Raw genomic sequence first — 24,829 nt, forward strand, 5'->3', positions numbered from 1 at the left:
CCATCCGCTATCTGAACCCTGCCCCCCTGCTCCGGCGGCTGCGGGCCTGCACCGGGGCAGCCCCCGAACCCGGGCATCCCCCCCACCTCAGCAGCGACCAGGCAAGCCGGGTCATCCAGGCCTGGACCAACACCGCCCGGCGCCGCTTCAGCCGCAGCCCGGGCCAGGGCGAGATGGAAGCGGCCATCGGCATGGACGCGATCCACCGCGCCCTGCGCGGGGGAAGTGAAGGCGACGGGCGTCCTGGACACGGACACGGGGATGACCCGGAGGAAGGCCCCGCCCGCTCCCGGGAGGAGGCCCTGGAGGCCCTCTTCACCCTGGCCGAGCTGTCTCCTCCCCCCCAGGAACAGGAGGAGGGCATCAGCGTCAGCTACCTGAAGGATCTGCCCGGCGAGGGCAGTGCCGGCCTGTGGGACCAGGTGGCCCGGCGCCGACCGATCCGGGACGCGGAACCCGAACCACCGGAGCCGGAGCCGGAACCGGCCCCCTCCCCCGCCGGTGAGGGGATCACCCGCTGGCGGATCATGGACGCCAGCGCCGGGGGATTCCGCCTGCGCTGGAGCGGTGACGGCCTCACCCGGGCCCAGGTGGGCGAACTGTTGATCCTGCGGGACCGGCGCGATCCCCAAAACACCTGGCGTCTGGGCATGATCCGCCGGATGATCCAGGGCGAGGACGGAGCGCTGGAGTTGGGGGTGAAGATGCTGGCCCCCCGGGCCCTGCCGGTGGAGGTCAGCCCCGTTCCGCGCCACAACGGGGCCGGCCGCCCTGAACCCGCGCTGCTGCTTCCGGCCATCCAGGTGCTGGGCCAGCCCGCCACCCTGGTGTGCCGCACGGGCCTGTTCCAGCTGGGGGAGCGCATCCGGGTGCATCTGGAAGGGGGGATCCGGGAGGTGCTCCTGCCCTACGCAGAGCGCCAGACCACCCGCTTCACCCAGTTCCGTTACCGCACCCCTCCCCCCCGCGACAACCCGCAGGAACCCACGGCGGGACGCCCCTCCCCCACAGACGAGGAGCGCTGGCCGGATCTGCTCTGATCCCCACGGTCCCCGGCCGCCCCCGCCGCGGCCCCGCGGGGGCGGGGCGATGTTCACCCCTCCGGCCTTGTCTGTATAATCACCGGACGCCCCCGCGCAACGGCCCCGCCCCGCGCAGCCCGGACCCGAAGGCATGGACCACATCATCCGCCTCTTGATCATCGACCCGGACCTGAACGACGCCGAGAAGATGGTCAGCGCGCTCAAGTCCGCGGGGCTGGCCGTGCGGCCGCAGCGGGTAACGGACGCCCAGGACCTGGAGGACAAGCTCAGGGACCACGCCCCGGATGTCATCCTCTGCACCCTGGGGCAGGCCCAGCTCCCCCTGGAAACCGTGGTGGAGAGCAACCGCCGCATGGGCCGCCACGCCCCCGTCATCGCCCTCACCGAGGCCACCGACAGCGATGTGGTGGAATGCCTGGAGGCCGGCGCCCACGACCTGGTGCACAAGGACCGCTTCGACCACCTGCGCCATGTGGTGGCCCGGGCTGCCGCCCATCAGCAGCAATGGCGCCAGCTCAAGGCCTGTGAAGCCTCCCTGCGGGAGACGGAACGCCGCTGCAAGACCCTGCTGGACAGCTCCCGGGATGCCATCGCCTACGTGCACGAGGGCATGCACACCTACGCCAACAGCGCCTATCTGGAACTCTTCGGCTATACGGACGAGGAGGAACTGGAAGGGATGCCCCTCATGGACATGGTCTCCCGGGAGGACCAGCCGGCCCTGAAGGAATTCCTGCGTGGCCACGAAGGCGGGGTCCCCCCCGATCCGGCCGACGGGGAAGCGGAGGCACAGGCCCTGGAGTTGCAGCTCACCCGCGCCGACGGCACCCCCTTCGCCGCCCGCATGGAGTTCAGTCCGGCCACCATCGACGGCGAGCCCTGCACCCAGATCCTCATCCGCAACCGCAGCAATACCCGGGAACTGGAGCGCCAGCTCAACTACCTGGCCCAGCGGGATCTGGTCACCGGCCTCTACAACCGCCAATACTTCATCGAGCAGCTGCAGCGCACCCTGGGCCGGGCCAACCAGGGCAAGGGGAACGCCAGTCTCATGGAGCTGCGCATCGACCGTTTCGCCGATATCCGCGAGGCCGTGGGCGTGGCCGGCGGAGACCTGGTGCTGGCGGATATCGGCAAGGTGCTGGAGGATACCTGCGGCGAGGGGGATATCGTCGCCCGCTTTGACGGCGAGGCCTTCGCCATCCTCTCCCTGCGCTGGGAACAGGCGGACATGGAGGCCTTCGCCCACACCCTGCTGGGGCAGATCGCCCACCACATCTGCGATGTGGAGGGGCGCTCCATCACCTGCACCGCCTCCATGGGGGTGGCCCGCGTCGACGAGAATGCCCCGGACGTGAACGAACTCCTCTCCCGGGCACAGAAGGCCTGCGAACAGGCGGGCCGCCAGGGCGGCAACCGCATGCAGGTGTACCGGCCCAAGGAAGGGGAGATGACCCAGAAGCAGCTGGACGAGACCTGGAACGAGCGCATCACCGCGGCCATCCGGGACAACCGCCTGCATCTGCTGTTCCAGCCCATCGTCGGCCTCCACGGCGAGGGCGGCGAGCGCTACGAGGTGTTCATGCGGCTGCTGGACGAGCACGGGGAGGCCGTCAGCCCGGCCCAGTTCCTGCCCAGCGCCGAGCGCACCGGCATCGCCACGGACCTGGACCGCTGGGTCATCGAACACGCCATTGAACGCCTGGCGGTGCAGCGCAAGGCCGGACACGAGACGGTCTTCTTCATCAAGATCACCGCCGGCTCCCTGCACGACCCCCAGATCCTGCCCTGGATCATGGAACGCCTGAAGGAAAAACGCATCCCCGCCCAGTGCGTCGTCTTCGAGATGAAGGAATCCACCGTGGTGGCCTACCTGCGCCAGGCCAAGGAGTTCGTGAAGACCCTGCGCAGCGTCCATTGCGGCTTTGCCCTGGAGGACTTCGGCAACGGCCTCAATCCCTTCCAGGTGCTCAACCACGTGCCCGCGGATTACCTGAAGGTGGACGCCTCCTTCACCCGCAACCTGGCCAGCAGCCAGGAGAACCAGGAGACCCTGGGGCGCATCACCGACACCGCCCACACCCAGAACCGGCTGGTCATCGCCCAGCAGGTGGAGGACGCCGCCAGCCTCTCCATCCTCTGGGGGCTGGGCATCAACTACATCCAGGGCAACTTCCTCCAACCCCCCTCCGAATCCCTGGACTACGACTTCTCCACCACCGGTTAACGGCTCCCAAATGCAAACGGGGGCCCCGAAGGGCCCCCGCATGCATCATCACCGCTCGTGTCGGGCTCAGCCCGCGGCCTTCAGGGCCATGATCCGCTCCTCCAGCGGGGGATGGGTCATGAACAGGCGCTTGAGGCCCTGGGCCATACCCCCGCCGCGGATACCGAAGGCCCGCATCTGGTCCGGCATCTGGGCGGGCATCCCCTGGGCCGCCCGCAGGCGCTCCAGGGCGTGGATCATCTTCTCGCGGCCCGCCAGTTCGGCACCGCCGGCGTCGGCGCGGAACTCCCGCCGGCGCGAGAACCACATGACGATGATGGAGGCCAGGATGGCCAGCACGATCTCCGCCACGATGGTGGTGATCCAGAAGGCCGGGCCATGGCCCTCCTCGTTCTTGAACACCACCCGGTCCACCACATGACCGATCACCCGCGCCAGGAAGATGACAAAGGTGTTCACCACCCCCTGGATCAGGGCCAGGGTCACCATGTCCCCGTTGGCCACGTGGCTCACCTCGTGCCCCAGCACGGCCTCCACCTCGTCCCGGCCCATGTTCTGCAGCAGGCCGGTGCTCACCGCCACCAGGGCGTTGTTGCGGCTCATGCCGGTGGCAAAGGCGTTGGGCTCCGGGGAGTTGAAGATGCCCACCTCAGGCATGCCGATGCCCGCCTGACGGGCCTGGCGGCGCACGGTCTCCACCAGCCACAGCTCATCGGGACTGCGGGGCTGTTCGATCACCTGCACCCCCATGCTCATCTTGGCCATCCACTTGGAGATGGCCAGGGAGATGAACGAGCCGCCGAAACCGAAGACCGCGGCGAAGATCAGCAGGCTGGTGTAGTCCAGACCGGTGCCGGTCTCGTCCAGGATGCGCTCCACCCCCAAAAGCCGCAGGGTGATGCTCAGCACCACGATGATGGCCAGGTTGGTGGCCAGGAAAAGGGCGATGCGTTTCATGGGCTCTCCGTGATTGCGTCATGACCTAAAGGGACCGGCGTATTAGATGGGGGCCGGGGGTGAAAATTCAAGCCTGAGTGGAGCTGGCAGACCGATCGGTATTGCGGGCAGGACACGCACCCGCCGCCGCATGCCCTACCCGCACGGCCGCCGGCCACCATCCCCCCCTGTGCGCTCCCGGGTTCTCCCGGAGCCTCAGCCCGCCTGCAGGCGATCCACCTTCTGGTAGCCCCGGGGCAACCTCTGGCCGCGCCGGCCCCGCTCCCCCAGATAGTCGCCCCATTCCTCCGGCTTCATGGTCTTGGTCTTCTTCCCGGCCACCACGGTCAGGGGGGTGCCGGCGCCCACCAGCGCCAGGGCCGCCAGGGTCTCCTCCCCCGACTTCAGCCGGTCCGTGGGGATATGGAGGATCTTGTTGCCCTTGCCCCGGGCCATCTGCGGCAGTTCCGACAGCGGGAGGATCAGCAGATGGCCGGCGCTGCTGGCCGCCGCCAGGTACTGCCCTTGCAGATCGTGGATGCGCAGGGGGTGCAGCACCTGCGCCCCGGCGGGCACGGTGAGCACCGCCTTGCCGGTACGGTTGCGGGTCATCAGGTCCTCCAGGCGGACGATGAAACCGTGACCGTGGTCCGTGGCCAGGACATAGCGGTCCTCCCCGGCCCCCATCATGACGCCGATGAAGCGCGCCCCGTCCGGCGGCGACAGCCGCCCGGACAGGGGCTCCCCCTGGCCCCGGGCGGAGGGCAGGCTGTGGGCCGGGAGGGTATAGCTGCGCCCGGTGCTGTCCAGAAAGACCGCCGGCTGGTTGCTGCGCCCGGGGGCGGCGGACTGATAGGCGTCCCCCGACTTGTAGTTGAGCCCCGGGGCGTCCACCTCGTGGCCCTTGGCGGCCCGCACCCAGCCCATGCGGGAGAGGACCACCGTCAGCGGCTCCGAGGGCACCAGGGCGGACTCGTCCAGGGCCTGGGCCGCGGCCCGGGCCACGATGGGGGAACGGCGCGCATCGCCGAAGCGCCCGGCATCGGCACGGATCTCCTCCCCCACCAGGGCGCGCAGCCTCTCCTCCGATCCCAGGGTGGCCTGCAGGTGATCCCGCTCCTGCTGGAGTTCGTCCTGCTCCCCCCGGATCTTCATCTCCTCCAGGCGCGCCAGGTGGCGCAGCTTCAGCTCCAGGATGGCCTCCGCCTGGGCCTCGGTGAGCCCGAAGCGGCGCATCAGTTCCGGTCCGGGCTCGTCGTATTCCCGGATGATGCGGATCACCTCGTCGATGTTCAGATAGGCGACCAGCAGCCCCTCCAGGATATGCAGGCGCTTCTCCACCTTGTCCAGACGCCATTGCAGGCGCCGGCGCACCGTCTCGATGCGAAAACGCAGCCATTCCGAGAGCAGTTCCGGCAGGGCCTTGACCTGGGGTCGCCCGTCCAGGCCGATGACGTTCAGATTGACGCGGTAGCTGCGTTCCAGGTCGGTGGTGGCGAACAGGTGCGCCATGAGGGATTCCCGGTCCACGCGGCTGTTGCGCGGGGTGATCACCAGACGGGTGGGATGCTCGTGGTCCGACTCGTCCCGCAGGTCCTCCACCATGGGCAGCTTCTTCGCCTGGATCTGCGCCGCGATCTGCTCCAGCACCTTGGCCCCGGAGACCTGGAACGGCAGGGCGGTGATGATGAGATCGCCGTTTTCGTGTTCAAACCGGGCGCGCATGCGCAGGCTGCCCTGGCCGCTGCGATACAGGGCCAGCAGTTCCTCCCGGGGGGTGATGATCTCCGCCTCCGTGGGGAAATCGGGTCCGGGCATGTGGGCGCACAGGGCGTCGGCATCCGCATCCGGGTGCTCCAGCAGGTGCACGCAGGCGGCGGCCACCTCCTTGAGGTTATGGGGCGGGATGTCGGTGGCCATGCCCACGGCGATGCCCGAGCCACCGTTGAGGAGCACGTTGGGCAGACGGGCCGGCAGGACCCTGGGTTCCTCCAGGGTGCCGTCGAAGTTGGGGATCCAGTCCACGGTGCCCTGCCCCAGTTCCGACAGCAGCAGCTGGGCGTAGGGGGACAGGCGCGCCTCGGTGTAGCGCATGGCGGCGAAGGACTTGGGATCATCCGCCGAACCCCAGTTGCCCTGCCCGTCCACGAAGGGATAGCGGGAGGAGAAGGGCTGGGCCAGGAGCACCATGGCCTCGTAGCAGGCGGCATCCCCGTGGGGATGATACTTGCCCAGCACGTCCCCCACGGTGCGGGCGGACTTCTTGTGCTTGGACAGGGCCGACAGGCCCAGCTCGCTCATGGCATACACCAGGCGACGCTGCACCGGCTTGAGCCCGTCCCCCACATGGGGCAGGGCCCGGTCCAGGATGACGTACATGGAGTAATCCAGGTACGCCTTCTCCGTGAAGGTCTTCAGTGGCTGTTGCTCGACGCCTTCGGGCAGGTATGCGCTCTCGGTCATGGATCCGGGGGTTCGGGGGTCGATGCGGCGGACGCACCGCCGCGGGAAGGGGATGGGCGCGGGGCCCTCAGTCGGACTGGGCGTCGCGCCAGTAGAGCCAGCCCATGGGCACCATCATGAGATAGCCCGCCACGGTCAGCACCACACCGTGACCGGGAAAGCGCAGGGCCGGCGGATAGAAACTGCCCATGCCCCCGGCCAGAAGCTCCAGGATGCCGGTCATGGCCACGATGATGCCCAGGATGCTGATGACCACCAGCAGCAGGCGCGTTCCAAATCCAACCATGGGTCTTGCCATGTCGCTCCCCTCGCAGGAATGGTTCAGGATACCTCGGCCAGATGCCCCTTGGACTCCAGCCAGGCACGCCGGTCGGCGGCCCGCTTCTTGGCCAGGAGCATGTCCAGCAGCCGGCCGGTATCGTCGCCGTCGTCCAGGGTCAGCTGCACCAGACGGCGGGTGTCCGGGGCCATGGTGGTCTCCCGCAGCTGGATGGGGTTCATCTCCCCCAGGCCCTTGAAGCGGGTGACGGCCACCTTGCCCTTCCTCTTCTCCGCCTGGATGCGCTGCAGGATGCCGGCCTTTTCCTCCTCGTCCAGGGCGTAGTGCACCTCCTTGCCCACGTCGATGCGAAACAGCGGCGGCATGGCCACGAACACCCGCCCCTGCTCCACCAGGGGGCGGAAGTGGCGCACGAACAGGGCACACAGCAAGGTGGCGATGTGCAGGCCGTCGGAATCGGCGTCCGCCAGGATGCAGACCTTGCCGTAGCGCAGGCCCTCCAGGTCCGGGGCCCCGGGATGGACACCGATGGCGACGCTGATGTCGTGGATCTCCTGGGAGGCCAGCACCTGGTCCGGGTCCACCTCCCAGGCATTCAGGATCTTGCCCCGCAGCGGCATGATGGCCTGGAAGTCCCGGTCCCGGGCCTGCTTGGCCGAACCGCCGGCAGAGTCCCCCTCCACCAGGAACAGCTCCGTGCGCGCCAGGTCCTGGGCGGCGCAGTCCGCCAGTTTGCCCGGCAGGGTGGGCCCCTGGGTCACCTTCTTGCGCACCACCTTGCGCCCGGCCCGCAGACGCTTCTGGGCGCTGGCGATGGCCAGTTCGGCGATGCGCTCCCCGGCGCCGGGATGCTGGTTCAGCCAGAGGCTGAAGGCGTCCTTGACCACGCCGGAGATGAACGGCGCCGCCTCCCGGGAGGAGAGGCGTTCCTTGGTCTGGCCCGCGAACTGCGGGTCCAGCATCTTGAAGGAGAGGATGTAGGCGACATTGTCCCAGACATCCTCCGGGGTGATGCGCACCCCCCGGGGCACCAGGTTTCGGAACTCGCAGAACTCGCGCACGGCATCGGTGAGCCCGGTGCGCAGGCCGTTCACGTGGGTGCCCCCCTGGGTCGTGGGGATCAGGTTCACGTAGCTCTCGGCCACCGGCTCGCCCCCCTCGGGCAACCAGACCACGGCCCAGTCCACGGCATCCGTCTCGCCGCTGACGCTGCCCATGAAGGGTTCCCCGGGCTCGCGGGGGGCCCCGTCCAGGGCCTCCACCAGGTAGTCCCGCAGCCCGGCCTCGTAGCACCAGTCGCAACGCTCACCGCTGTTCTCGTCCTGGAAGGAGACGGCCAGGCCCGGGCAGAGCACCGCCTTGGCCCGCAGGATGTGCTGGAGCCGGGGTACGGAGAAACGGGGGGTGTCGAAATAGGACGGGTTGGGGCGAAAGCGCAGGGTGGTGCCGGTATTGCGGCGGCCCACCTCCCCCATGACCTCCAGCTCGCTCTGGCGGTGGCCGTCGGCGAAGGTCATGCGGTATTCCCGCCCGTCACGGCGGATGCTCACCTCCAGGTGCTCCGACAGGGCGTTGACCACCGACACCCCCACGCCGTGGAGCCCGCCGGAGAAGCGGTAGCTCTTCTGGGAGAACTTGCCGCCGGCATGCAGCGTTCCCAGGATCACCTCCACACCGGGCCGCTTCTCCCGGGGATGGGGATCCACCGGCATACCCCGGCCGTTGTCGGCCACGGACAGGGAGCCATCGCCATGGAGCACCACGTCGATGCGGTCGGCGTGGCCGGCGATGGCCTCGTCCACGGCGTTGTCGATCACCTCCTGGGCCAGGTGGTTGGGCCGGGTGGTGTCGGTGTACATCCCCGGTCGCTTGCGCACCGGGTCCAGGCCCGAGAGGACCTCGATATCGGAGGAGGTGTAGTCGGATGAGGCGCCCATGGGCGGGTGACGGTCCGGTGGAAAAGGCGCGGCTACTGTATGCAACCTCCCCGCAAACCACAAGTGGGCCGGCCTTGAAGACGCCGCCGGCCGTCCCGACAATGAACCCCGGAAGACAACATTGTTGAACCGATTCATCCGACATTCACGACAAGGTCAATCCCGATGAGCACATCTCCCCACATCATTGAGGTCTCCCGCGAGCAGTTCCCGTCCCTGGTGCTCCAGGAGTCCCACAACCGGCCTGTCCTGGTGGACTTCTGGGCGGACTGGTGCCAGCCCTGCCAGATGCTGATCCCCATCCTGTCGAAGCTGGCGGAGGAGTACGCCGGGGGCTTCCTCCTGGCCAAGGTGAACACCGACCAGGAGCAGGAGCTGGCCATGGAGTACGGGGTGCGCAGCCTGCCCACGGTGATGCTCTTCCGGGACGGGGAGGTGGCGGACCAGTTCATGGGTGTGCAGCCGGAGTCGGCGGTGCGCGAATTGCTGGAACGTCACCTGCCCGGACCCGAATCCGATGCGCTGCGGGCCGGGCGCGAGGCCCTGGAGCGGGGGGACGCCCATGCCGCCGTGGAGCAGTTCGAGGCCGCCCGCCGGGCTCGGCCGGAGAAGGAGGAGCTCAAGATCGACCAGGCCCGGGCCCTGCTCCAGCTGGGTCGGGCCGACGAGGCGGAGGCGCTGGTGAAGAGCCTGCCCATGGACCTGCACCAGCGGGAGGACGTGAAACGGATCGAGTCGGAACTGCACTTCGCCCGCGTCGCCGGGGATCCGGGGGAATGGCCGGCCCTGGAGGCGCGTCTGGAGGCGGACCCGGACGATCCGGAGGCCCTGCACCGCCTGGGGGCCGCCCGCATCCTGCAGGGGGATCACGGCGGGGGGCTGGAACGGCTCATGCGGCTGATGAAGAAGCACCGCCGCTACGGGGATGACGCGGGCCACAAGGGCCTGCTCGCCGCCTTCGAGCTGCTGGGGGCCCATCATCCGCTGGTGAACGAATACCGCCGCAGGATGATGGCCCTGTTGTTCTGAAGCGCGGCCCCGGGGTGCCCGCCGGGGGCACCCGGGGCGGCCGTCCTCAGGCCCCGGCCTGTTCCAGGGCCTGGAGGATCCGCTCGGCCGGGCGGTACCCCGGGAGCATCTCGCCGCTCTCCAGGAGGATGGCCGGCGTCCCCCGGACCCCCATCCTGTGCCCCAGGGTCATGTGCTCGCGCACCGGGGTCTCGCAGGCCTCGGCCTTCACCGGCTTGTCCGCCTTGGCCCGGTTGAAGGCCGCCGCCGGGTCGTCGGCGCACCACACCCGGACCATCTTGTCAAAGCCCGGTGAGCCCTGCCCGGAACGGGGGAACATGAGGTAACGCACCGTCACCCCCGCCTCGTTCAGCGCCTCCACCTCGTCATGGAGGCGGCGGCAGTAGGGGCAGTCCACATCGGTGAACACCGTGATCTCGTGTTTCTCCTCCCCGCGGGCGGGGTAGACCACCATGTCCTTCTCATCCATCTGCGCCAGCATCCCGCGCCGGCCCACGGCGCGGGCGGCCTCGGTGAGGTTGCGCCCCGTATCCACCTCCACGAGGTTGCCCTCCAGGACATACGCCCCGTCCGCCGTGATGTAGAACAGGCGGGCCCCGAAACGCACCTGGTAGAGCCCGGCCACCGGCGTCTCGCGGATGTCACTGGGCTCGGTGTCGGGGACCAGCTCGGCCACCCGCTCGCGCAGGGCGGCGATGGTCCCGTCGTCCTTGGCGGGCGCCGTGAGGGGCAGGAGGGTCAGGCAGAGCAATACAAGGATCGGGATGGTTCGGTACATGCAGTCGACTCGCTGGGTCTGGGATGGATGGCGGGATCCCCGGGTCACCCCCGGGGATGGTGTTCCGCGTGCAGGGATTTGAGCCGCTCGCGGGCCACATGGGTGTAGATCTGGGTGGTGGACAGGCTGGCATGTCCCAGCAACATCTGCACCACGCGCAGGTCGGCCCCGTGGTTGAGCAGGTGGGTGGCGAAGGCATGGCGCAGGGTGTGCGGGGAGAGGTGCTTGCGGATGCCGGCGGCGGCGGCGTGGCGACGGATAGCGTACCAGAAGGCCTGGCGCGTCATGGCCTCGCCCCGGCGGGTGACGAACACCGCCTCGGACTGGCCGCGCCCCCGCAGCAGGGCCGGACGCGCCGTGTCCAGATAGGCCTGCAGCCAGTCCACCGCCTCCTCCCCCAGGGGCACCAGGCGTTCCTTGCCCCCCTTGCCCAGGGTGCGCACCACGCCGTGGCGCAGGTTCGTCTGCCCCAGGCGCAGGCCCACCAGTTCGGAGACGCGCAGGCCGGTGGCGTAGAGTACCTCCAGCATGGCCCGGTCCCGCAGCCCCAGGTCGTCCTCCGGGTCCGGGGCCCGGAGCAGGGCCTCCACCTCCACCTCGGTGAGGGCGTCGGGCAGCGGCCGGCCCAGCCGCGGCGCATCGATGCGGGCCGTGGGGTCTTCCGGGATCATCCCCTGCTGTGCCAGGTGGCCATAGAAGCGGCGCAGGGTGGAGAGCAGCCGCGCCATGGTGCGGGGCCGCGCCCCCTGCTCCATGCGATGGGCCAGGTAGGCCAGAAGCCGGGACCGGTCCGCCGCCTCCAGGGTCACCCCCTGCCCCTCCAGCCAGCGGTCCAGCCCCTTCAGGTCCGCGCGGTAGGCCGCCAGGGTGTGATCGCTCAACCCCTGTTCCATCCACAGGGCATCCAGGAAACGGTCGATCAGCGGGGTCTCCCGCGTCATGCCCCGCCCCCGCCGGTGCGTTCACCGGCAACGTCCCGCGGGGGCGCCTTGCGCCCCGCCCCGGCGGCGCCGGTGAAGGCCCCCATGAGGTCGAAGGGGAAGGGGAAGATCACGGTGGAGGTGTTTTTGTTGGCCATGTCGCTCATGGTCTGCAGGTAGCGCAGCTGCAGGGCCTGGGGGCTGCCGGAGAGGACATCCGCCGCCTCGGTGAGCTTGGCCGCCGCCTGCAGCTCCCCCTCGGCGTGGATCACCTTGGCGCGGCGTTCCCGCTCCGCCTCCGCCTGGCGGGCGATGGCGCGGATCATGGTGTCGTCCAGGTCCACGTGTTTGATCTCCACGTTGGCCACCTTGATGCCCCAGCTGTCGGTCTGGCTGTCCAGGATGGACTGGATGTCGTCGTTGAGCCGGTCCCGCTCCGACAGCATCTCGTCCAGGTCGTGCTTACCCAACACCGAACGCAGGGTGGTCTGGGCCAGCTGGCTGGTGGCGCTGTAGTAGTCCTCCACCTGGATGATGGCCTTCTCCGGATCCACCACCCGGAAGTAGAGCACGGCGTTGACCCGCACCGTGACGTTATCCTGGGAGATCACGTCCTGGCTGGGGACATCCAGGGTGATGAGCCGCAGGTCCACCCGCACCATCTGCTGGATGACCGGGATCACCAGGATCAGCCCCGGGCCCTTCACGGCCTGGAAGCGGCCGAGGAAGAAGACGACACCGCGCTCGTATTCCCGCAGCACGCGGATGGACAGGACAAGCAGGCCCAGGACCAGGGCCAGGGGGACCACCAGGGCGAGGATCATGACGAGGCTCCTTTCGGGGTTCCGGTTACACGGGCAGGCTCCACCGTGAGGGTGAGGCCATCCATGGCCGTCACCCGGACGGTTTCACCCTGGGAGACGGGGATTTCACTGCGGGCCAGCCAGGACTCGCCGTGCACCCGGATCCTTCCGCTGCCCCCGGAAAAGTCCTTCAGGGCGGTGCCCACGGCGCCGATCATCTCCTCCCGACCGGTGGTGACATGGCGCCGGCGCATCTGGAAGAAGCGGCCCAGCACCCAGACGAAGAACAGGGCCGACACCAGGGCGGTGCCGCCAATGAGGGGGATGGAGATGCCCAGATTGCCCTCGTCCACCAGGATGATGGAACCGAAGACGAAGGCGGCCACCCCGCCGAATCCGAGGATACCCAGGCTGGGGACGAAGGCCTCGGCGATCATGAGGACCACCCCGACGAGGATCAGGGCCAGCCCGGCATAGTTGATGGGCAGCACCTGGAAGGCGTACAGGGCCAGGATCAGGCTGATGGTCCCCACCACCCCGGGGAAGATGCTGCCGGGATTGGCCAGTTCGAAGATGATGCCGTAGATCCCCACCAGCATGAGGATGTAGGCGACGTTGGGGTTGGTGAGGACCGCCAGCAGGCGGGTACGCCAGTCGGGTTCCCGCTGCACCAGCTGCAGCCCCGCGGTGTCCAGGGTGCGCTCGCCCCGGTCCAGGCGCACCGTCAGGCCGTCGATCTGGCGCAGGAGATCCCCCGTGCTGTCCGCCACCCGGTCGATGACCCCCTGCTCCAGGGCCTGGGTGGCCCCCAGGCTCACCGCCTCGCGCACGGCGGCCTCGGCCCAGTCGGCATTGCGCCCGCGCAGTTCCGCCAGGCCACGGATGTAGGCCACGGCATCCTCCAGGACCTTGCGCTCCATGGCGGTGCTGCCGCGGCGGGGGGGCGGTTGCCCTGTTTCGTCCTGCCCCGTCGTCTCCGCTTCATCCCCCTGCGGGCCATCGGGGGCCGGCGTTTCACCCTCCGGCGCCCTGTCCTGCCCGGCATCGGGCATGCCGGGCAGGCCGCCCCCGCCGATCTGCACCGGCGTGGCCGACCCCAGGTTGGTGGCCGGCGCCATGGCCGCCACGTGGCTGGCATAGAGCAGATAGGTCCCGGCGCTGGCGGCCCGCGCCCCGGAGGGGGCCACATAGGTGACCACCGGCACCGGGGAGGCAAGGATGCCCTGGATCATGTCCCGCATGGCGCTGTCCAGGCCACCGGGGGTGTCCAGGCGCACCAACACCAGTTCCGCATCCATCTCCCGGGCGGCCTCCAGGCCCCGCAGGAAGTAGTCGCTGGTGGCCGGACCGATGGCCCCGTCCACCTCCAGCATCAAGCCCATGCGCTCCCCTCCATCCCGGGCCTGGACGGCAAAGGCCAGCACCAGGCCCGCCAGCAGGGGCAGCAGCCAGGGAAGGATGCGCAGGATGGGGGATCGGCGGCCAAGGTTCATGATGCGGGCCCCGCAGCGGTCGTCATACCCGGATTGGACCCCGGACCCCGGGGCACGGTTTCATCGCCATGGCCGCCCTGCGCATCATGTGTTCACCAGGGCCGCCAGATCGCGGTTGAGCAGTTCCGGGTCCCCCAGGTTCAACTCCACGATGCGGCGCAGGTGCTGCGCGCTCTCCAGATCCATCTGGGTCACCCGCAGCCCCAGGTCGTGGCCATCCATGCGCACCACCTGGACCATGAGCAGGATGTGGAAATCGGGGTTCAGGGGCACCCGCAGATAGCCGTAGGCGGTGTGGCGGTCCTCGGGCAGCGGATCCGCCGTGCGCACCAGGGCCCCCTGGAGAGAAAGGTCCATCAGTTCCACCGGCAACTCGTCGCCGCTCTCGAAGGTGAGAAAGGCACGGCCGTCGAAACGGACGCGGTGAAAGTGACGCCTGCCCTCGTTTTCCATGCTCATGGCCTGGCTCCCGTTGCTGAGACCCACCCGGCGGTGCGCCGGCAGGTCCAGTATAGGCCCCATCCGCCGCGGGTGTCAGGCGGGGACGGCGGACCCTTGGCCGCGGCCTGGTGCCGGGGCCTATAATACGGGCCTTCCCCATTGCCTGATTGTCCCATGAACGACTCCGCCCCTGCCCCCCATCCCGCCCCCGTGGGCCTGCTGCGCCGCCTGGGCTGCATCGTCTACGATGGCATCATGGTCCTGGCCGTGCTGCTGCTGGTCACCCTGGTGGTGAGCATCTTCGGGGGCATCACCCCGGAACATCCCTGGTATCCCGCCTATGTCTTCCTGGTGGCCCTGTCGGCCTTCCTCTACTACGGCTGGTTCTGGACCCACGGCGGCATCAGCCTGCCCATGCAGACCTGGCGCATGCGCCTGGTATCCCGCTCCGGCGGCCGGGTCACCTGGCTGCAGTCCCTGGCCCGGTTCGGCACGGGCCTGGCCCAGTGGGTGCTGGTCCTCTGGGGGCTCCGGCTCTGGAGCGGGGGCAACGGGCCCATGGCGGCCGGCGTGGCCGCGGTGGTGCTGGCGGGCCTGGCCTGGACGCTGCTGCATCCGCAGAAGCTCATGCTCCACGACCTGCTCTCCGGCACCCGCCTGATCCGCCTGGGACCCGACCGCTCGGGGGGGATCTGAAGGCCTAGCGCACCCGGCGCAGGGCCGCCACGGCAACCGCCAGGAACAGCAGCATGGGCAGCGCCGCGCTTACCAGGGGGGGAAGCCCGTAGACCAGACCCATGTGGTTGAGCATGCGGTTGAGCAGATGGAAGCCCACCCCCACCAGGATGCCGATGAACAGCCGCTGCCCCGCCCCCCCCGAGCGCAGGGAGCCGAAGACGAAGGGCAGCGCCAGCAGCAGCATCACCAGGCTGGAGAGGGGTGTGGTGAAGCGGCTCCAGAAGGCCAGCTCATACGGTGCGGCGTCCAGGCTGTTGTCCCGCAGATAGGTGATGTAGCGCCACAGGGTCCAGGCGGACATCTGCTGCGGCTCCACCACCACCACGTCGAACAACTCCGGGGCCAGCAGCCGCTCCCAGGATTCCTCGGCGGCGCGTTCCACCGCCACCCCCTCCAGGGAGATGCGGCTGCGGGTGACGTCCTGCATCAGCCATTGCCCCCCGGTGTAGCGGGCCGAGCGGGCCTGGACCATCTCGGTCAGGTGACGGTCCCCGTCGAAACGGTAGACGCGGATGTCATGCAGCCGCAGTCCGGGCATGATCACCTGCACGTTGAGATAGTCGTTCCCCTCCCGGGCCCAGAGCCCGGTGCCCCCCACCTGGATGCGCTCGGAATGGGCGAAGGTGCGCATGCCCTGGGCCTGGCGCTCGCTGGCCGGGGCCACCACCTCCCCCAGCAGCAGGGCCACCACCATGAGCACCCCCCCGGCCTGCAGCACGGCCCCGGCGATGCGGCGCACCGGCAGGCCGGCGGCGCGCATGGCCGTGAGTTCGCTGTTCTCCGCCAGGGTCCCCAGGCTCAGCAGGGCGCCGATGAGCACGCCGGTGGGGAAGAGTTCATACACCCGCCCGGGGATGGTCAGGGCGGTGAACACCAGGGCCTGCACCCAGCCATAGCTGCCCTCCCCCACGTCCTCGATCTCACCGACGAAGGCGAAGCCCACGTCCAGGGCGGTGAGCACCACCAGGGCCAGCAGGGTGCCGCCGATGACCTGGCGGATGAGATACAGACGCAGGATCCTCATGCCACCGCCTCCCGGCGCGTCCGCCCCCGGGGCCGGAACACCCCCTGGCGCTGCATCAGCAGGACCACGGCCAGCAGGGCCACCGCCAGGTGCACCCACCACATCCCCAGCCAGGCGGGCAACTGGCCGTCGGCGAACCACTCCTTGGCCAGGATCTGCATCTGGGCATAGACCACATACACCCCCACCCCCAGGGCGAGGCGGGCAAAACGCCCCTTGCGCGGCGCGGTATGGGCCAGGGGCGGGGCCAGTAGCGCCAGCAGCAGCAGGGACACCGGCACCGACAGGCGCCACTGCAGTTCGGCACGGTAATCCACGCGCCCGCTCCCCCAGAGCCGGGCCGTGGGCACGTTATCCGTGCGGTTGCGCACCCGCGCCGCGCCGGGGTCCGGCATGCGCACCCCGTGGGTGGCGAAACGGATGATGCGAAAATCACGATCCCCGGGGCTGCCGTCGTAGCGGAATCCATCCTTGAGCACGAGGAAGCGCTGACCGCTCACCGCATCCACCTCCTGACGGGCGCTGCGGGCCACCATCACCTGGGTCTCCCCCTCTTGGCGGCGCTGGATGAAGACGTTGTGCATCACCTCCCGGTCCCCGGAGAAGGACTCCACGAAGAACACCGTGCCGCCGATGCCCGTCTCCAGGAAGCGCCCCGGGGTCACCCCCACCAGGTCGGAACGCTGCGCTGATTCGGCGCGGATCTCGTCCACCTGGAGCTTGCTCCAGGGCCCCACGGTGAGGGACAGAGCCAACAGGACCCCGGCCAGCGGCAGGCTCACCAGCAGCACCGGGCGGTAGAGCCCGCCATAGCCCACGCCGCAGGCCATGAGGGCGGCCATCTCGCTGTCCTTGTACAGCCGCCCCAGGGTGAGCATCACCGCCAGGAACAGGGACACCGGCAGCAGCAGGATGAGGGCATTGAGGGTGCCCAGCAGCAGGATCGGCGGCAGCACGTCCGCCGGGATGCGCCCCTCGGTCACCTCCTGCAGCAGACGCGCCAGCATCCCCCCCAGGATGATGAGCACGAGCACCAGGATCACCGCCCCCTGGGTGGCCAGCATCTCCCGCATCAGGTATCGGTCCAGAACCTTCAAGGTCACCTCGGGGTCTCCGCCGCGTGGTCTGTATTGGTGGAAAGGGGGTATTTTCTCTAAACTGAGCCGTCACCGACAGCGATCGAGGAACGGCATGGAATTCTCAGTCCAAAGCGGCATTCCCGGCACCCAGCCCAGCCCCTGCATCGTCGCGGGCGTATTCGAGCGACGCAAGCTCTCCGCCGCCGCCAAGGCCGTGGACCGGGCCACCGACGGCGCCCTCACCGCCCTGCTCAAGCGCGGCGACATGGACGGGGAACGGGGTCAGACCCTCTGGCTGCACCACCTCCCCGGCACGGTGGCCGAAAGGGTCCTGCTGGTGGGCCTGGGCAAGGAGAAGGAATTCGGCGAGGCCCCCTTCCGCGAGGCCACCGCCGCCATGACCCGGGCCCTGCTGCAAAGCGGCGCCGAGCGCGTGCACAACACCCTCACGGAGCTGCCGGTGAAGGGCCGCGATCTCCCCTGGAAGGCCTTCCAGACGGTGCTTGCCGTGGAGGACGGGCTCTACCGCTTCGACGAGTTCCGCACGGGCAAGAAACGGCCCCGACCCGCCCTCAAGCAGATGATCCTGGAGGCCGGTGACGAAGACCAGGTGGCCCCCGGGGAGCGGGCGGTGGCCCGCGCCCGGGCCACCGCCGCCGGCATGGGCCTGACCCGGGACCTGGCCAACCGCCCGGGCAACGTCTGCACCCCCGTGCACCTGGCGGAAGAGGCCAAGGCCCTGAAGAAGGCCAGCAAGGACCTCAAGCTGGAGGTGCTGGACGAGGAGGCCATGGAGAAGGAGGGCATGGGGGCCCTGCTGGCCGTGGGCCGGGGCTCGGAACAGCCCCCGCGGTTCATCATCCTGCAGCACCGGGGCGGCGACAAGGGGGACAAGCCCGTGGTGCTGGTGGGCAAGGGCATCACCTTCGACAGCGGCGGTATCTCCCTCAAGCCCGGTGAGGCCATGGACGAGATGAAATACGACATGGGCGGCGCCGCCGCCGTGCTGGGGGTCATGAAGGCCTGCGCCGAACTCCAGCTGCCCATGAACGTGGTGGGGGTCATCGCCGCCGCCGAGAACATGCCCGACGGCCGCGCCACCCGCCCCGGGGACATCATCAAGACCCTCTCCGGCCAGACCGTGGAGATCCTCAACACCGACGCCGAGGGCCGCCTGGTGCTCTGCGACGCCCTCACCTACGTGGAGCGCCTGGAACCGGCGGCGGTGGTGGACATGGCCACCCTCACCGGGGCCTGCATCATCGCCCTGGGGCACCAGGCCAGCGCCGTGCTGGGCAACGACACCACCCTGGTGCAGGAATTGCTCAGCGCCGGCCAGGAGACCCTGGACCGGGCCTGGGAGCTGCCCCTGTGGGACGAATACCAGGAACAGCTCAAGAGCAACTTCGCCGATATGGCCAATATCGGCGGCCGTCCCGCCGGCACCATCACCGCCGCCTGCTTCCTCTCCCGCTTCACCAGGAAATACAAATGGGCCCACCTGGACATCGCCGGCGTGGCCTGGAAGAGCGGCAAGGAGAAAGGGGCCACCGGCCGCCCGGTGCCGCTGGTGATGCAGTTCCTGTTCAACCGCCTGGGGGACTGACCATGCCCGCCGGCGCCCCGCTTCGGGCCCCTGCCCGCGGTCACGGGCCCCACGCCCGTGGCGCGGCCTGATCCATGCCCCGCGTCGACTTCTACGTCATCCCGGGGGACGATCCGCGCCAGCGCCTGCTCACCGTCTGCCGCCTGGTGCACAAGGCCTACGGCCTCGGTCACCGGGTACACGTGCGCACCGCCTCCGCCGGGGAGTCCCGCTTCCTGGACGAACTGCTGTGGACCTTCCGGGACGATGCCTTCATCCCCCACGGCATCGCCCCGGAGGATCCCTCGCTGCCGGTGACCCTCGGCCACGACGAACCACTCCCACCCTCCGCCCGGGTGCTGGTGAATCTGGCCCACCCCGCCCCCGAACTCCCCGGGGATCTGGAGCGGGTGGCGGAGGTGATCAACGACGACCCCCAGGTGCGCGACCCCGGTCGCGAACGCTTCCGTGCCTACCGGGAACGGGGCTGCGAGATGCACCACCACAAACTCTGATCCCGGAACCGGCCCTGCTGGGCAGATATACCGAAAAAGATTAGTATAATCCGCCACTTTCGCCCCCATTCGATACCACGAACCCATGCAAAAGACCTACGACCCCCGCGCCATCGAGCAATCCATCTATCAGGAATGGGAGGACCGCGGCTGGTTCGCGCCCGCGGGGGAAGGAAACCCCTACTGCATCCTGCTGCCGCCGCCCAATGTCACCGGCACCCTGCACATGGGCCACGCCTTCCAGGACACCCTCATGGACACCCTGGTGCGCTACCACCGCATGTGCGGCGACAACACCCTCTGGCAGGGGGGCACCGACCACGCGGGCATCGCCACCCAGATGGTGGTGGAACGCCAGCTGGCCCGGGAGGGGCGCAGCCGTCACGAGCTGGGGCGCGAGGGTTTTCTGGAGAAGGTGTGGGAGTGGCGGGGGCAGTCCGGCCATCAGATCCAGCAGCAGATGCGCCGCCTGGGCACCTCCGTGGACTGGAGCCGGGAGCGTTTCACCATGGACGAGGGCCTGTCCCGTGCGGTGACCGAGGTCTTCGTGCGCCTGTATGACGAGGGGATCATCTATCGCGGCAAGCGCCTGGTGAACTGGGACCCGGTGCTGCACACCGCCGTCTCCGATCTGGAGGTGCTCTCCGAGGAGGAGCAGGGCAAGCTCTGGCACATGCGCTATCCCCTGGCCGACGGCTCCGGCCATCTGGTGGTGGCCACCACCCGCCCCGAGACCATGCTGGGGGACACCGCCGTGGCGGTGCACCCGGAGGACGAGCGCTACCGCCACCTCATCGGCCAGGAGGTGGAACTCCCCCTCACCGGCCGGCGCATCCCGGTGATCGCCGACGACTACGTGGACCCGGAATTCGGCTCCGGCTGCGTCAAGATCACCCCGGCCCACGACTTCAACGACTACGCCGTGGGCAGCCGCCACGAGCTGCCCATGATCAACCTCTTCACCATCGATGCCCGGCTCAACGACGAGGCCCCTGAGGCCTACCGGGGGCTGGACCGCTTCGAGGCCCGGGAGCGCATCGTCGCCGACCTGGACGCCCAGGGCCTGCTGGAACGCATCGACGACCACAAGCTCATGGTGCCCCGGGGGGACCGCAGCGGTGCCGTCATCGAGCCCTTTCTCACCGACCAGTGGTACGTCAAGGCCGCCCCCCTGGCCGGCCCCGCCATCCAGGCGGTGGAGGATGGGCGCATCCGCTTCGTGCCGGAGAACTGGAGCAAGACCTATTTCGAATGGATGCGCAACATCGAGGACTGGTGCATCTCCCGCCAGATCTGGTGGGGCCATCGCATCCCCGCCTGGTACGACGACGCCGGCAACCTCTACGTGGCCCGGGACGAGGACGAGGCGCGGCGCAAGTACAACCTGGAGCCGGGCGTGCACCTGACCCGGGACCCGGACGTGCTGGACACCTGGTTCAGCTCCGCCCTGTGGCCCTTCTCCACCCTGGGCTGGCCGGAAAAGACCCCGGAACTGGACACCTTCTACCCCACCTCGGTGCTGGTCACCGGCTTTGACATCATCTTCTTCTGGGTGGCCCGCATGATCATGATGGGCCTGAAGTTCATGGACGACGTCCCCTTCCGCGAGGTCTATGTCACCGGCCTGATCCGGGACGCCGAGGGCCAGAAGATGTCCAAATCCAAGGGCAACGTCCTGGACCCCATCGACCTCATCGACGGCATCACCCTGGAGGACCTGCTGGCCAAGCGCACCCACGGCCTGATGCAGCCGCAGATGGAAAAGCGTATCGCCAAGGCCACCAAGAAGCAGTTCCCCGACGGCATCCCCGCCTTCGGCACCGACGCCCTGCGCTTCACCCTGGCGGCCCTGGCCACCAGCGGCCGGGACATCAAGTTCGACCTGGGGCGCATCGAGGGCTACCGCAACTTCTGCAATAAGCTCTGGAACGCCGCCCGCTACGTGCTCATGAACACCGAAGGCCGGGACACCGGCCTGGACGGCGGCGGGATGGAATTCTCCCTGGCGGACCGCTGGATCCGCTCCCGCCTGCAGACGGTCATCACCGAGACCCGGCGCCACCTGGACAGCTACCGCTTCGACCTGGCCGCCCGCGCCCTGTACGACTTCACCTGGCACGACTACTGCGACTGGTACCTGGAACTGAGCAAGCCGGTGCTCACCGGCGAGGCCAGCAGCGAGGCCGCCCGCCGCGGCACGCGCCACACCCTGGTGCAGGTGCTGGAAACCCTGCTGCGCCTCCTGCATCCCATCGTGCCCTTCATCACCGAGGCCATCTGGCGCCAGGTGGCCCCCCTGGCCGGCTGCAACGGCGAGACCGTCATGCACCGGCCCTACCCCGCGGCGGAGCCGGCCCTGCAGGACGCCGCCGCGGAGCGGGAGATCGAATGGGTCAAGCAGTTCATCCTGGGCATGCGCCGCATCCGTGCCGAGATGGACATCCCCCCGGGGCGGCCCGTGCCCGTGGTCCTCAGCCAGTGGAGCGCCAACGACCAGGCCCGTCTCGAGGCCAACCGGGGCTTCATCGACTTCCTCGGCAAACCGGAATCCATCACCTGGCTGGATGCGGGCGACGAGGAACCCGAATCCGCCCTGGCCCTGGTGGGGGAGATGCGCCTGCTCATCCCCCTGGCGGGGCTCATCGACAAGGACGCCGAGATCGCCCGCCTGGAAAAGGAGGTGGCCAAGGCGCAGAAGAACCTGGACCAGTGCCGGGGACGCCTGGACAACCCCAGCTTCGTGGAACGGGCCCCCGCCGAGGTGGTGGACAAGGAACGCGCCCGCGTGGCGGAACTCACCGCCAGCCTGCGGGAACTGGAAGGCCAGCTGGAGAAGATCCGGCGACTGTGAGGTGAGCCGGATCGAACCCCACCGCCTGGAGGACAGCAAAAGGGGTGGCCAGCGTGCGCCACCCGCCCCTTGACCCATATCGGACTGTACACCCCGTGGGCCATGATGGCCCGCAAGACCGATTCGGAAGGATACTGCCCATGGCCGCCGCCGGACTTCTTGCACTGCTGGACGACATCGCCACCCTGCTGGACGACGTGGCCGTCTACTCCAAGGTCGCCGCCAAGAACACCGCCGGGGTGCTGGGGGACGACCTGGCCCTCAATGCCCAGCAGGTCAGCGGTGTACAAGCCCAACGCGAGCTGCCGGTGGTCTGGGCGGTGGCCAAGGGTTCGCTTCTCAACAAGCTGATGCTGGTGCCGGCGGCATTACTGATCAGCGCCTTCATCCCCTGGCTGATCACGCCCCTGCTGATGGCCGGGGGCCTGTTCCTCTGCTTCGAGGGCTTCGAGAAGATCAGCCACAAATGGCTGCACGACGCCGAGGAAGACGAGGCCCACCACCAGGAACTGACCCGGGCGGCCCGGGACGCATCGGTGGACATGCGCGCCGCCGAGGGCGAACAGATCCGCGGCGCCATCCGTACCGACTTCATCCTCTCCGCGGAGATCATCGTCATCGCCCTGGGGGCGACCCAGGATGCCGGCATCGGGACCCAGACCCTGGTGGTCTCCCTGGTTGCCCTGGCGGCCACCATCGGGGTCTACGGCCTGGTGGCGGGCATCGTGAAATTCGACGATGCCGGCCTGGCCCTGATGCGACGTTCCGGGGAGCCCCCCTGGGGGCGGTTCAAGCAGAAGATGGGAGAGGGGATCCTCTACATCGCCCCCAAGATCATGCGGCTGGTATCGGTGGTGGGCATGGCCGCCATGTTCCTGGTGGGGGGTGGCATCCTGGTCCACGGCCTCCCCTTCCTGCACCACCGGATCGAGGATCTCACCCATGGCCTGGATGGCCTTTTCGGTATTACCGCCGTGGGCGCGGCCAACGCCGCGGTGGGCCTGGTGGCCGGGGCGCTGGTGCTGGCCGTGGTGGAGGGTGTCAAACGGTTCAGAGGGGCCTGAGCCGCGTGCCCTGAATTCAACCCCTTGAATTCAAACGATAACCCAAACGCTTAATAAGGCAGGCAGAGCGCAGATGCGCCCCACGGAGCGGCATGAACTGGCCGCCGACGCCGCCATGGCCCGGGGACAGCACCTCAGTCCATACGTGGCCAGCGCCATCAAAGCAGGAACTTTCCGCCTGAGAGCGCAGCGCGCTGGTATCACAAGTGCAGTCATCCAGGGCACACGCCCCATGCTGGGGTTCGTTCCCCAGTCATTGCGGCCATGCCGTGGTGGAATCAGTATGTATCTCCCGCCTGATGGAGCTTCGTTTCGCCTTGCCTTTGATACTGGAATATAGTATCAAAATGGTATGAAAAGAAGGCACGCCAAAACGCTGGCCGCCATCTTCAGCCGCCCCACACCGGGCTCCATTCCCTGGAGCGACATCGAATCGATGCTAAGGGCGTTGGGCGCTGACATTCAGGAACGGGAAGGCTCGCGTATCGCTGTCGTGCTCTTTGGCGAAGTGCGTGTGTTCCACCGGCCCCACCCCTCTCGAGATACCGACAAAGGCGCGGTGGTCAGCATTCGCAACTGGCTGGAGGAAAACGGAGAAACACCGTGAACAACATCATGATCATCGACGGCTATCGCGCCGTCATCCAGTACGACCCGGATATCGAGATGTTCCGCGGCGAGTTCACCGGCCTGAACGGCGGCGCCGACTTCTATGCCGACAGCGTGGCCGAACTGCGCGAGGAAGGCCGGGCCTCGCTGCGCGTCTTCCTGGACGAGTGCCGAGAGCGCGGCATTGAACCCACCAAATCCTACTCCGGAAAGTTCCTGGTGCGCCTGCCCGCGGAGTTGCATGAACATGCCGCCGACGCCGCCATGGCCCGGGGGCAGAGCCTCAACCAATTCGTGGCCAGCGCCATCGAGCACGAACTTTCCGCCTGAGAGCGCAGCGCGCTGGGATCACAAGTGCAGTCATCCAGGGCACAAGTCCCATGCCGGGGCCGCCGGGACCACCCCAGTTGCGTGGCACAGGCCCCGGCCCAGGTGGTGGACAAGGAACGGGCCCGCGTGGCGGAACGCACCGCCAGCCTGCGGGAATTGGAGGGCCAGCTGGAGAAGATCCGGCGGCTATGAGGTGAGCACGTACGGGGACCCTGGGGGAGCCCATCCCCCCACGATCCCTGTCGCCTTCCCCACAATCCCCTGCCCCCACCGACCAGAAAGACCTTTAACATTCAGTCAGTTGGGCGCTCACCGCAAACTGGCCCACTCCTTGCATTTTCTTGCGAAACCCTGCACCCAGGAGCCCCACCGTGAGCCGGCCCGACCTCGATCCCGACGCCATCCAAGCCCGCTACATCAGCTTCAAGGACCTGGACTGCGACGGCAACGCCCGCCGCGTCATGGAGCGGATCCAGCATCTCACCGCCGCCCCGGACCGGGGGTCCCCCTTCTGGGACTACTTCCTGGGCAAACGCCAACCCGCCTCGGGCCCCGCCCCCGATGACCTCTTCCTGATCCACGCCCACGTGAACACCATCCGGGAACTGTTCGAGGACTGCGACGACCAGGACGCCCTGGCCCTGCTGGACTGGGTGGAGGAGGCCTGCTGCTGAGGGGTGCCGA

Annotated in this window: 23 protein-coding genes; 12 read left to right on the forward strand and 11 right to left on the reverse strand. The window is 68.7% G+C overall.

Annotation, left to right across the window (positions count from 1 at the left end):
* The coding region (locus CKO33_RS10090) for a cyclic-di-GMP receptor FimW-related protein (protein WP_439099436.1) at nt 1-1,040 on the forward strand (1,040 nt) is incomplete at its 5' end.
* A gap of 133 nt (nt 1,041-1,173) precedes the next feature.
* On the forward strand, nt 1,174-3,270 hold the full coding sequence (locus CKO33_RS10095) for a two-component system response regulator (RefSeq protein ID WP_200182102.1): 2,097 nt from the start codon (nt 1,174-1,176) through the stop codon (nt 3,268-3,270).
* Between the two features lie 66 nt (nt 3,271-3,336).
* Here CKO33_RS10095 and htpX read toward each other — a convergent pair whose 3' ends face one another.
* From htpX to parE, 4 genes are all read right to left on the reverse strand, one after another.
* Nucleotides 3,337-4,227 carry a protease HtpX gene (htpX, locus tag CKO33_RS10100; protein ID WP_200182104.1) on the reverse strand — a complete coding sequence of 297 codons (891 nt, stop codon included), beginning with the start codon at nt 4,225-4,227 and terminating at the stop codon, nt 3,337-3,339.
* Nucleotides 4,228-4,422: 195 nt separating this feature from the next.
* Nucleotides 4,423-6,669 (reverse strand): DNA topoisomerase IV subunit A, encoded by a 2,247-nt coding sequence (parC, locus tag CKO33_RS10105; RefSeq protein WP_200182105.1) that lies wholly within the window; start codon nt 6,667-6,669, stop codon nt 4,423-4,425.
* Between the two features lie 67 nt (nt 6,670-6,736).
* Nucleotides 6,737-6,967 (reverse strand): hypothetical protein, encoded by a 231-nt coding sequence (locus CKO33_RS10110; RefSeq protein ID WP_200182106.1) that lies wholly within the window; start codon nt 6,965-6,967, stop codon nt 6,737-6,739.
* Nucleotides 6,968-6,990: 23 nt separating this feature from the next.
* Nucleotides 6,991-8,886, reverse strand: coding sequence for a DNA topoisomerase IV subunit B (gene parE, locus CKO33_RS10115; RefSeq protein ID WP_200182107.1), 1,896 nt, complete (start codon nt 8,884-8,886; stop codon nt 6,991-6,993).
* 165 nt (nt 8,887-9,051) lie between these two features.
* Here parE and trxA point away from each other — a divergent pair, with 165 nt between their 5' ends.
* A complete protein-coding gene (trxA, locus tag CKO33_RS10120; RefSeq protein ID WP_200182108.1) occupies nt 9,052-9,915 on the forward strand; it encodes a thioredoxin in 864 nt (287 codons plus the stop codon).
* 46 nt (nt 9,916-9,961) lie between these two features.
* On the opposite strand, the gene CKO33_RS10125 is transcribed toward trxA, so the two are convergent.
* The 5 genes from CKO33_RS10125 to CKO33_RS10145 all read right to left on the reverse strand — a co-directional run bounded on the left by CKO33_RS10125 (nt 9,962) and on the right by CKO33_RS10145 (nt 14,368).
* On the reverse strand, nt 9,962-10,693 hold the full coding sequence (locus CKO33_RS10125; RefSeq protein ID WP_200182109.1) for a DsbC family protein: 732 nt from the start codon (nt 10,691-10,693) through the stop codon (nt 9,962-9,964).
* 44 nt (nt 10,694-10,737) lie between these two features.
* Nucleotides 10,738-11,634: a site-specific tyrosine recombinase XerD gene (gene xerD / locus CKO33_RS10130; protein WP_200182110.1), complete on the reverse strand. Its 897-nt coding sequence runs from the start codon at nt 11,632-11,634 to the stop codon at nt 10,738-10,740.
* Nucleotides 11,631-12,437: a slipin family protein gene (locus CKO33_RS10135; protein WP_200182111.1), complete on the reverse strand. Its 807-nt coding sequence runs from the start codon at nt 12,435-12,437 to the stop codon at nt 11,631-11,633. The genes xerD and CKO33_RS10135 overlap by 4 nt, the downstream gene beginning before the upstream one ends.
* On the reverse strand, nt 12,434-13,909 hold the full coding sequence (locus tag CKO33_RS10140) for an NfeD family protein (protein WP_200182113.1): 1,476 nt from the start codon (nt 13,907-13,909) through the stop codon (nt 12,434-12,436). The genes CKO33_RS10135 and CKO33_RS10140 overlap by 4 nt, the downstream gene beginning before the upstream one ends.
* An 84-nt stretch (nt 13,910-13,993) precedes the next feature.
* A complete protein-coding gene (locus tag CKO33_RS10145) occupies nt 13,994-14,368 on the reverse strand; it encodes a PilZ domain-containing protein (protein ID WP_200182115.1) in 375 nt (124 codons plus the stop codon).
* 156 nt (nt 14,369-14,524) lie between these two features.
* Between CKO33_RS10145 and CKO33_RS10150 the strand changes: the two genes are divergently transcribed.
* A complete protein-coding gene (locus CKO33_RS10150; RefSeq protein WP_200182117.1) occupies nt 14,525-15,046 on the forward strand; it encodes an RDD family protein in 522 nt (173 codons plus the stop codon).
* Between the two features lie 4 nt (nt 15,047-15,050).
* Here CKO33_RS10150 and lptG read toward each other — a convergent pair whose 3' ends face one another.
* Nucleotides 15,051-16,112, reverse strand: coding sequence for an LPS export ABC transporter permease LptG (lptG, locus tag CKO33_RS10155; protein WP_200182119.1), 1,062 nt, complete (start codon nt 16,110-16,112; stop codon nt 15,051-15,053).
* On the reverse strand, nt 16,109-17,215 hold the full coding sequence (lptF, locus tag CKO33_RS10160) for an LPS export ABC transporter permease LptF (RefSeq protein ID WP_200182121.1): 1,107 nt from the start codon (nt 17,213-17,215) through the stop codon (nt 16,109-16,111). Before lptF ends, lptG begins: the two co-directional genes overlap by 4 nt.
* 88 nt (nt 17,216-17,303) lie before the next feature.
* On the opposite strand from lptF, the gene CKO33_RS10165 reads away from it, so the two are divergent.
* The 8 genes from CKO33_RS10165 (at nt 17,304) to cowN (ending at nt 24,819) form a co-directional block, all read left to right on the forward strand.
* Nucleotides 17,304-18,797 (forward strand): leucyl aminopeptidase, encoded by a 1,494-nt coding sequence (locus tag CKO33_RS10165; RefSeq protein ID WP_200182123.1) that lies wholly within the window; start codon nt 17,304-17,306, stop codon nt 18,795-18,797.
* A 74-nt stretch (nt 18,798-18,871) separates the two neighbouring features.
* On the forward strand, nt 18,872-19,291 hold the full coding sequence (locus CKO33_RS10170) for a DNA polymerase III subunit chi (RefSeq protein WP_200182126.1): 420 nt from the start codon (nt 18,872-18,874) through the stop codon (nt 19,289-19,291).
* A gap of 85 nt (nt 19,292-19,376) precedes the next feature.
* Nucleotides 19,377-22,142: a valine--tRNA ligase gene (locus tag CKO33_RS10175; RefSeq protein WP_200182129.1), complete on the forward strand. Its 2,766-nt coding sequence runs from the start codon at nt 19,377-19,379 to the stop codon at nt 22,140-22,142.
* Between the two features lie 140 nt (nt 22,143-22,282).
* The gene (locus CKO33_RS10180) at nt 22,283-23,206 is read left to right on the forward strand and encodes a DUF808 domain-containing protein (protein ID WP_200182130.1); all 924 of its coding nucleotides are present in this window, start codon (nt 22,283-22,285) and stop codon (nt 23,204-23,206) included.
* A gap of 352 nt (nt 23,207-23,558) precedes the next feature.
* The gene (locus CKO33_RS10185; protein ID WP_200182131.1) at nt 23,559-23,813 is read left to right on the forward strand and encodes a type II toxin-antitoxin system HicA family toxin; all 255 of its coding nucleotides are present in this window, start codon (nt 23,559-23,561) and stop codon (nt 23,811-23,813) included.
* Nucleotides 23,810-24,145, forward strand: coding sequence for a toxin-antitoxin system HicB family antitoxin (locus CKO33_RS10190; protein ID WP_200182133.1), 336 nt, complete (start codon nt 23,810-23,812; stop codon nt 24,143-24,145). The genes CKO33_RS10185 and CKO33_RS10190 overlap by 4 nt, the downstream gene beginning before the upstream one ends.
* Nucleotides 24,146-24,226: 81 nt before the next feature.
* A complete protein-coding gene (locus tag CKO33_RS13960; RefSeq protein ID WP_200182135.1) occupies nt 24,227-24,337 on the forward strand; it encodes a hypothetical protein in 111 nt (36 codons plus the stop codon).
* Nucleotides 24,338-24,516: 179 nt separating this feature from the next.
* Nucleotides 24,517-24,819 carry a N(2)-fixation sustaining protein CowN gene (gene cowN / locus CKO33_RS10200; protein WP_200182137.1) on the forward strand — a complete coding sequence of 101 codons (303 nt, stop codon included), beginning with the start codon at nt 24,517-24,519 and terminating at the stop codon, nt 24,817-24,819.
* Nucleotides 24,820-24,829 lie beyond the last annotated feature (10 nt).

This window comes from Ectothiorhodospira mobilis (genome assembly GCF_016584115.1).
Taxonomy (GTDB): Bacteria; Pseudomonadota; Gammaproteobacteria; order Ectothiorhodospirales; family Ectothiorhodospiraceae; genus Ectothiorhodospira; species Ectothiorhodospira mobilis.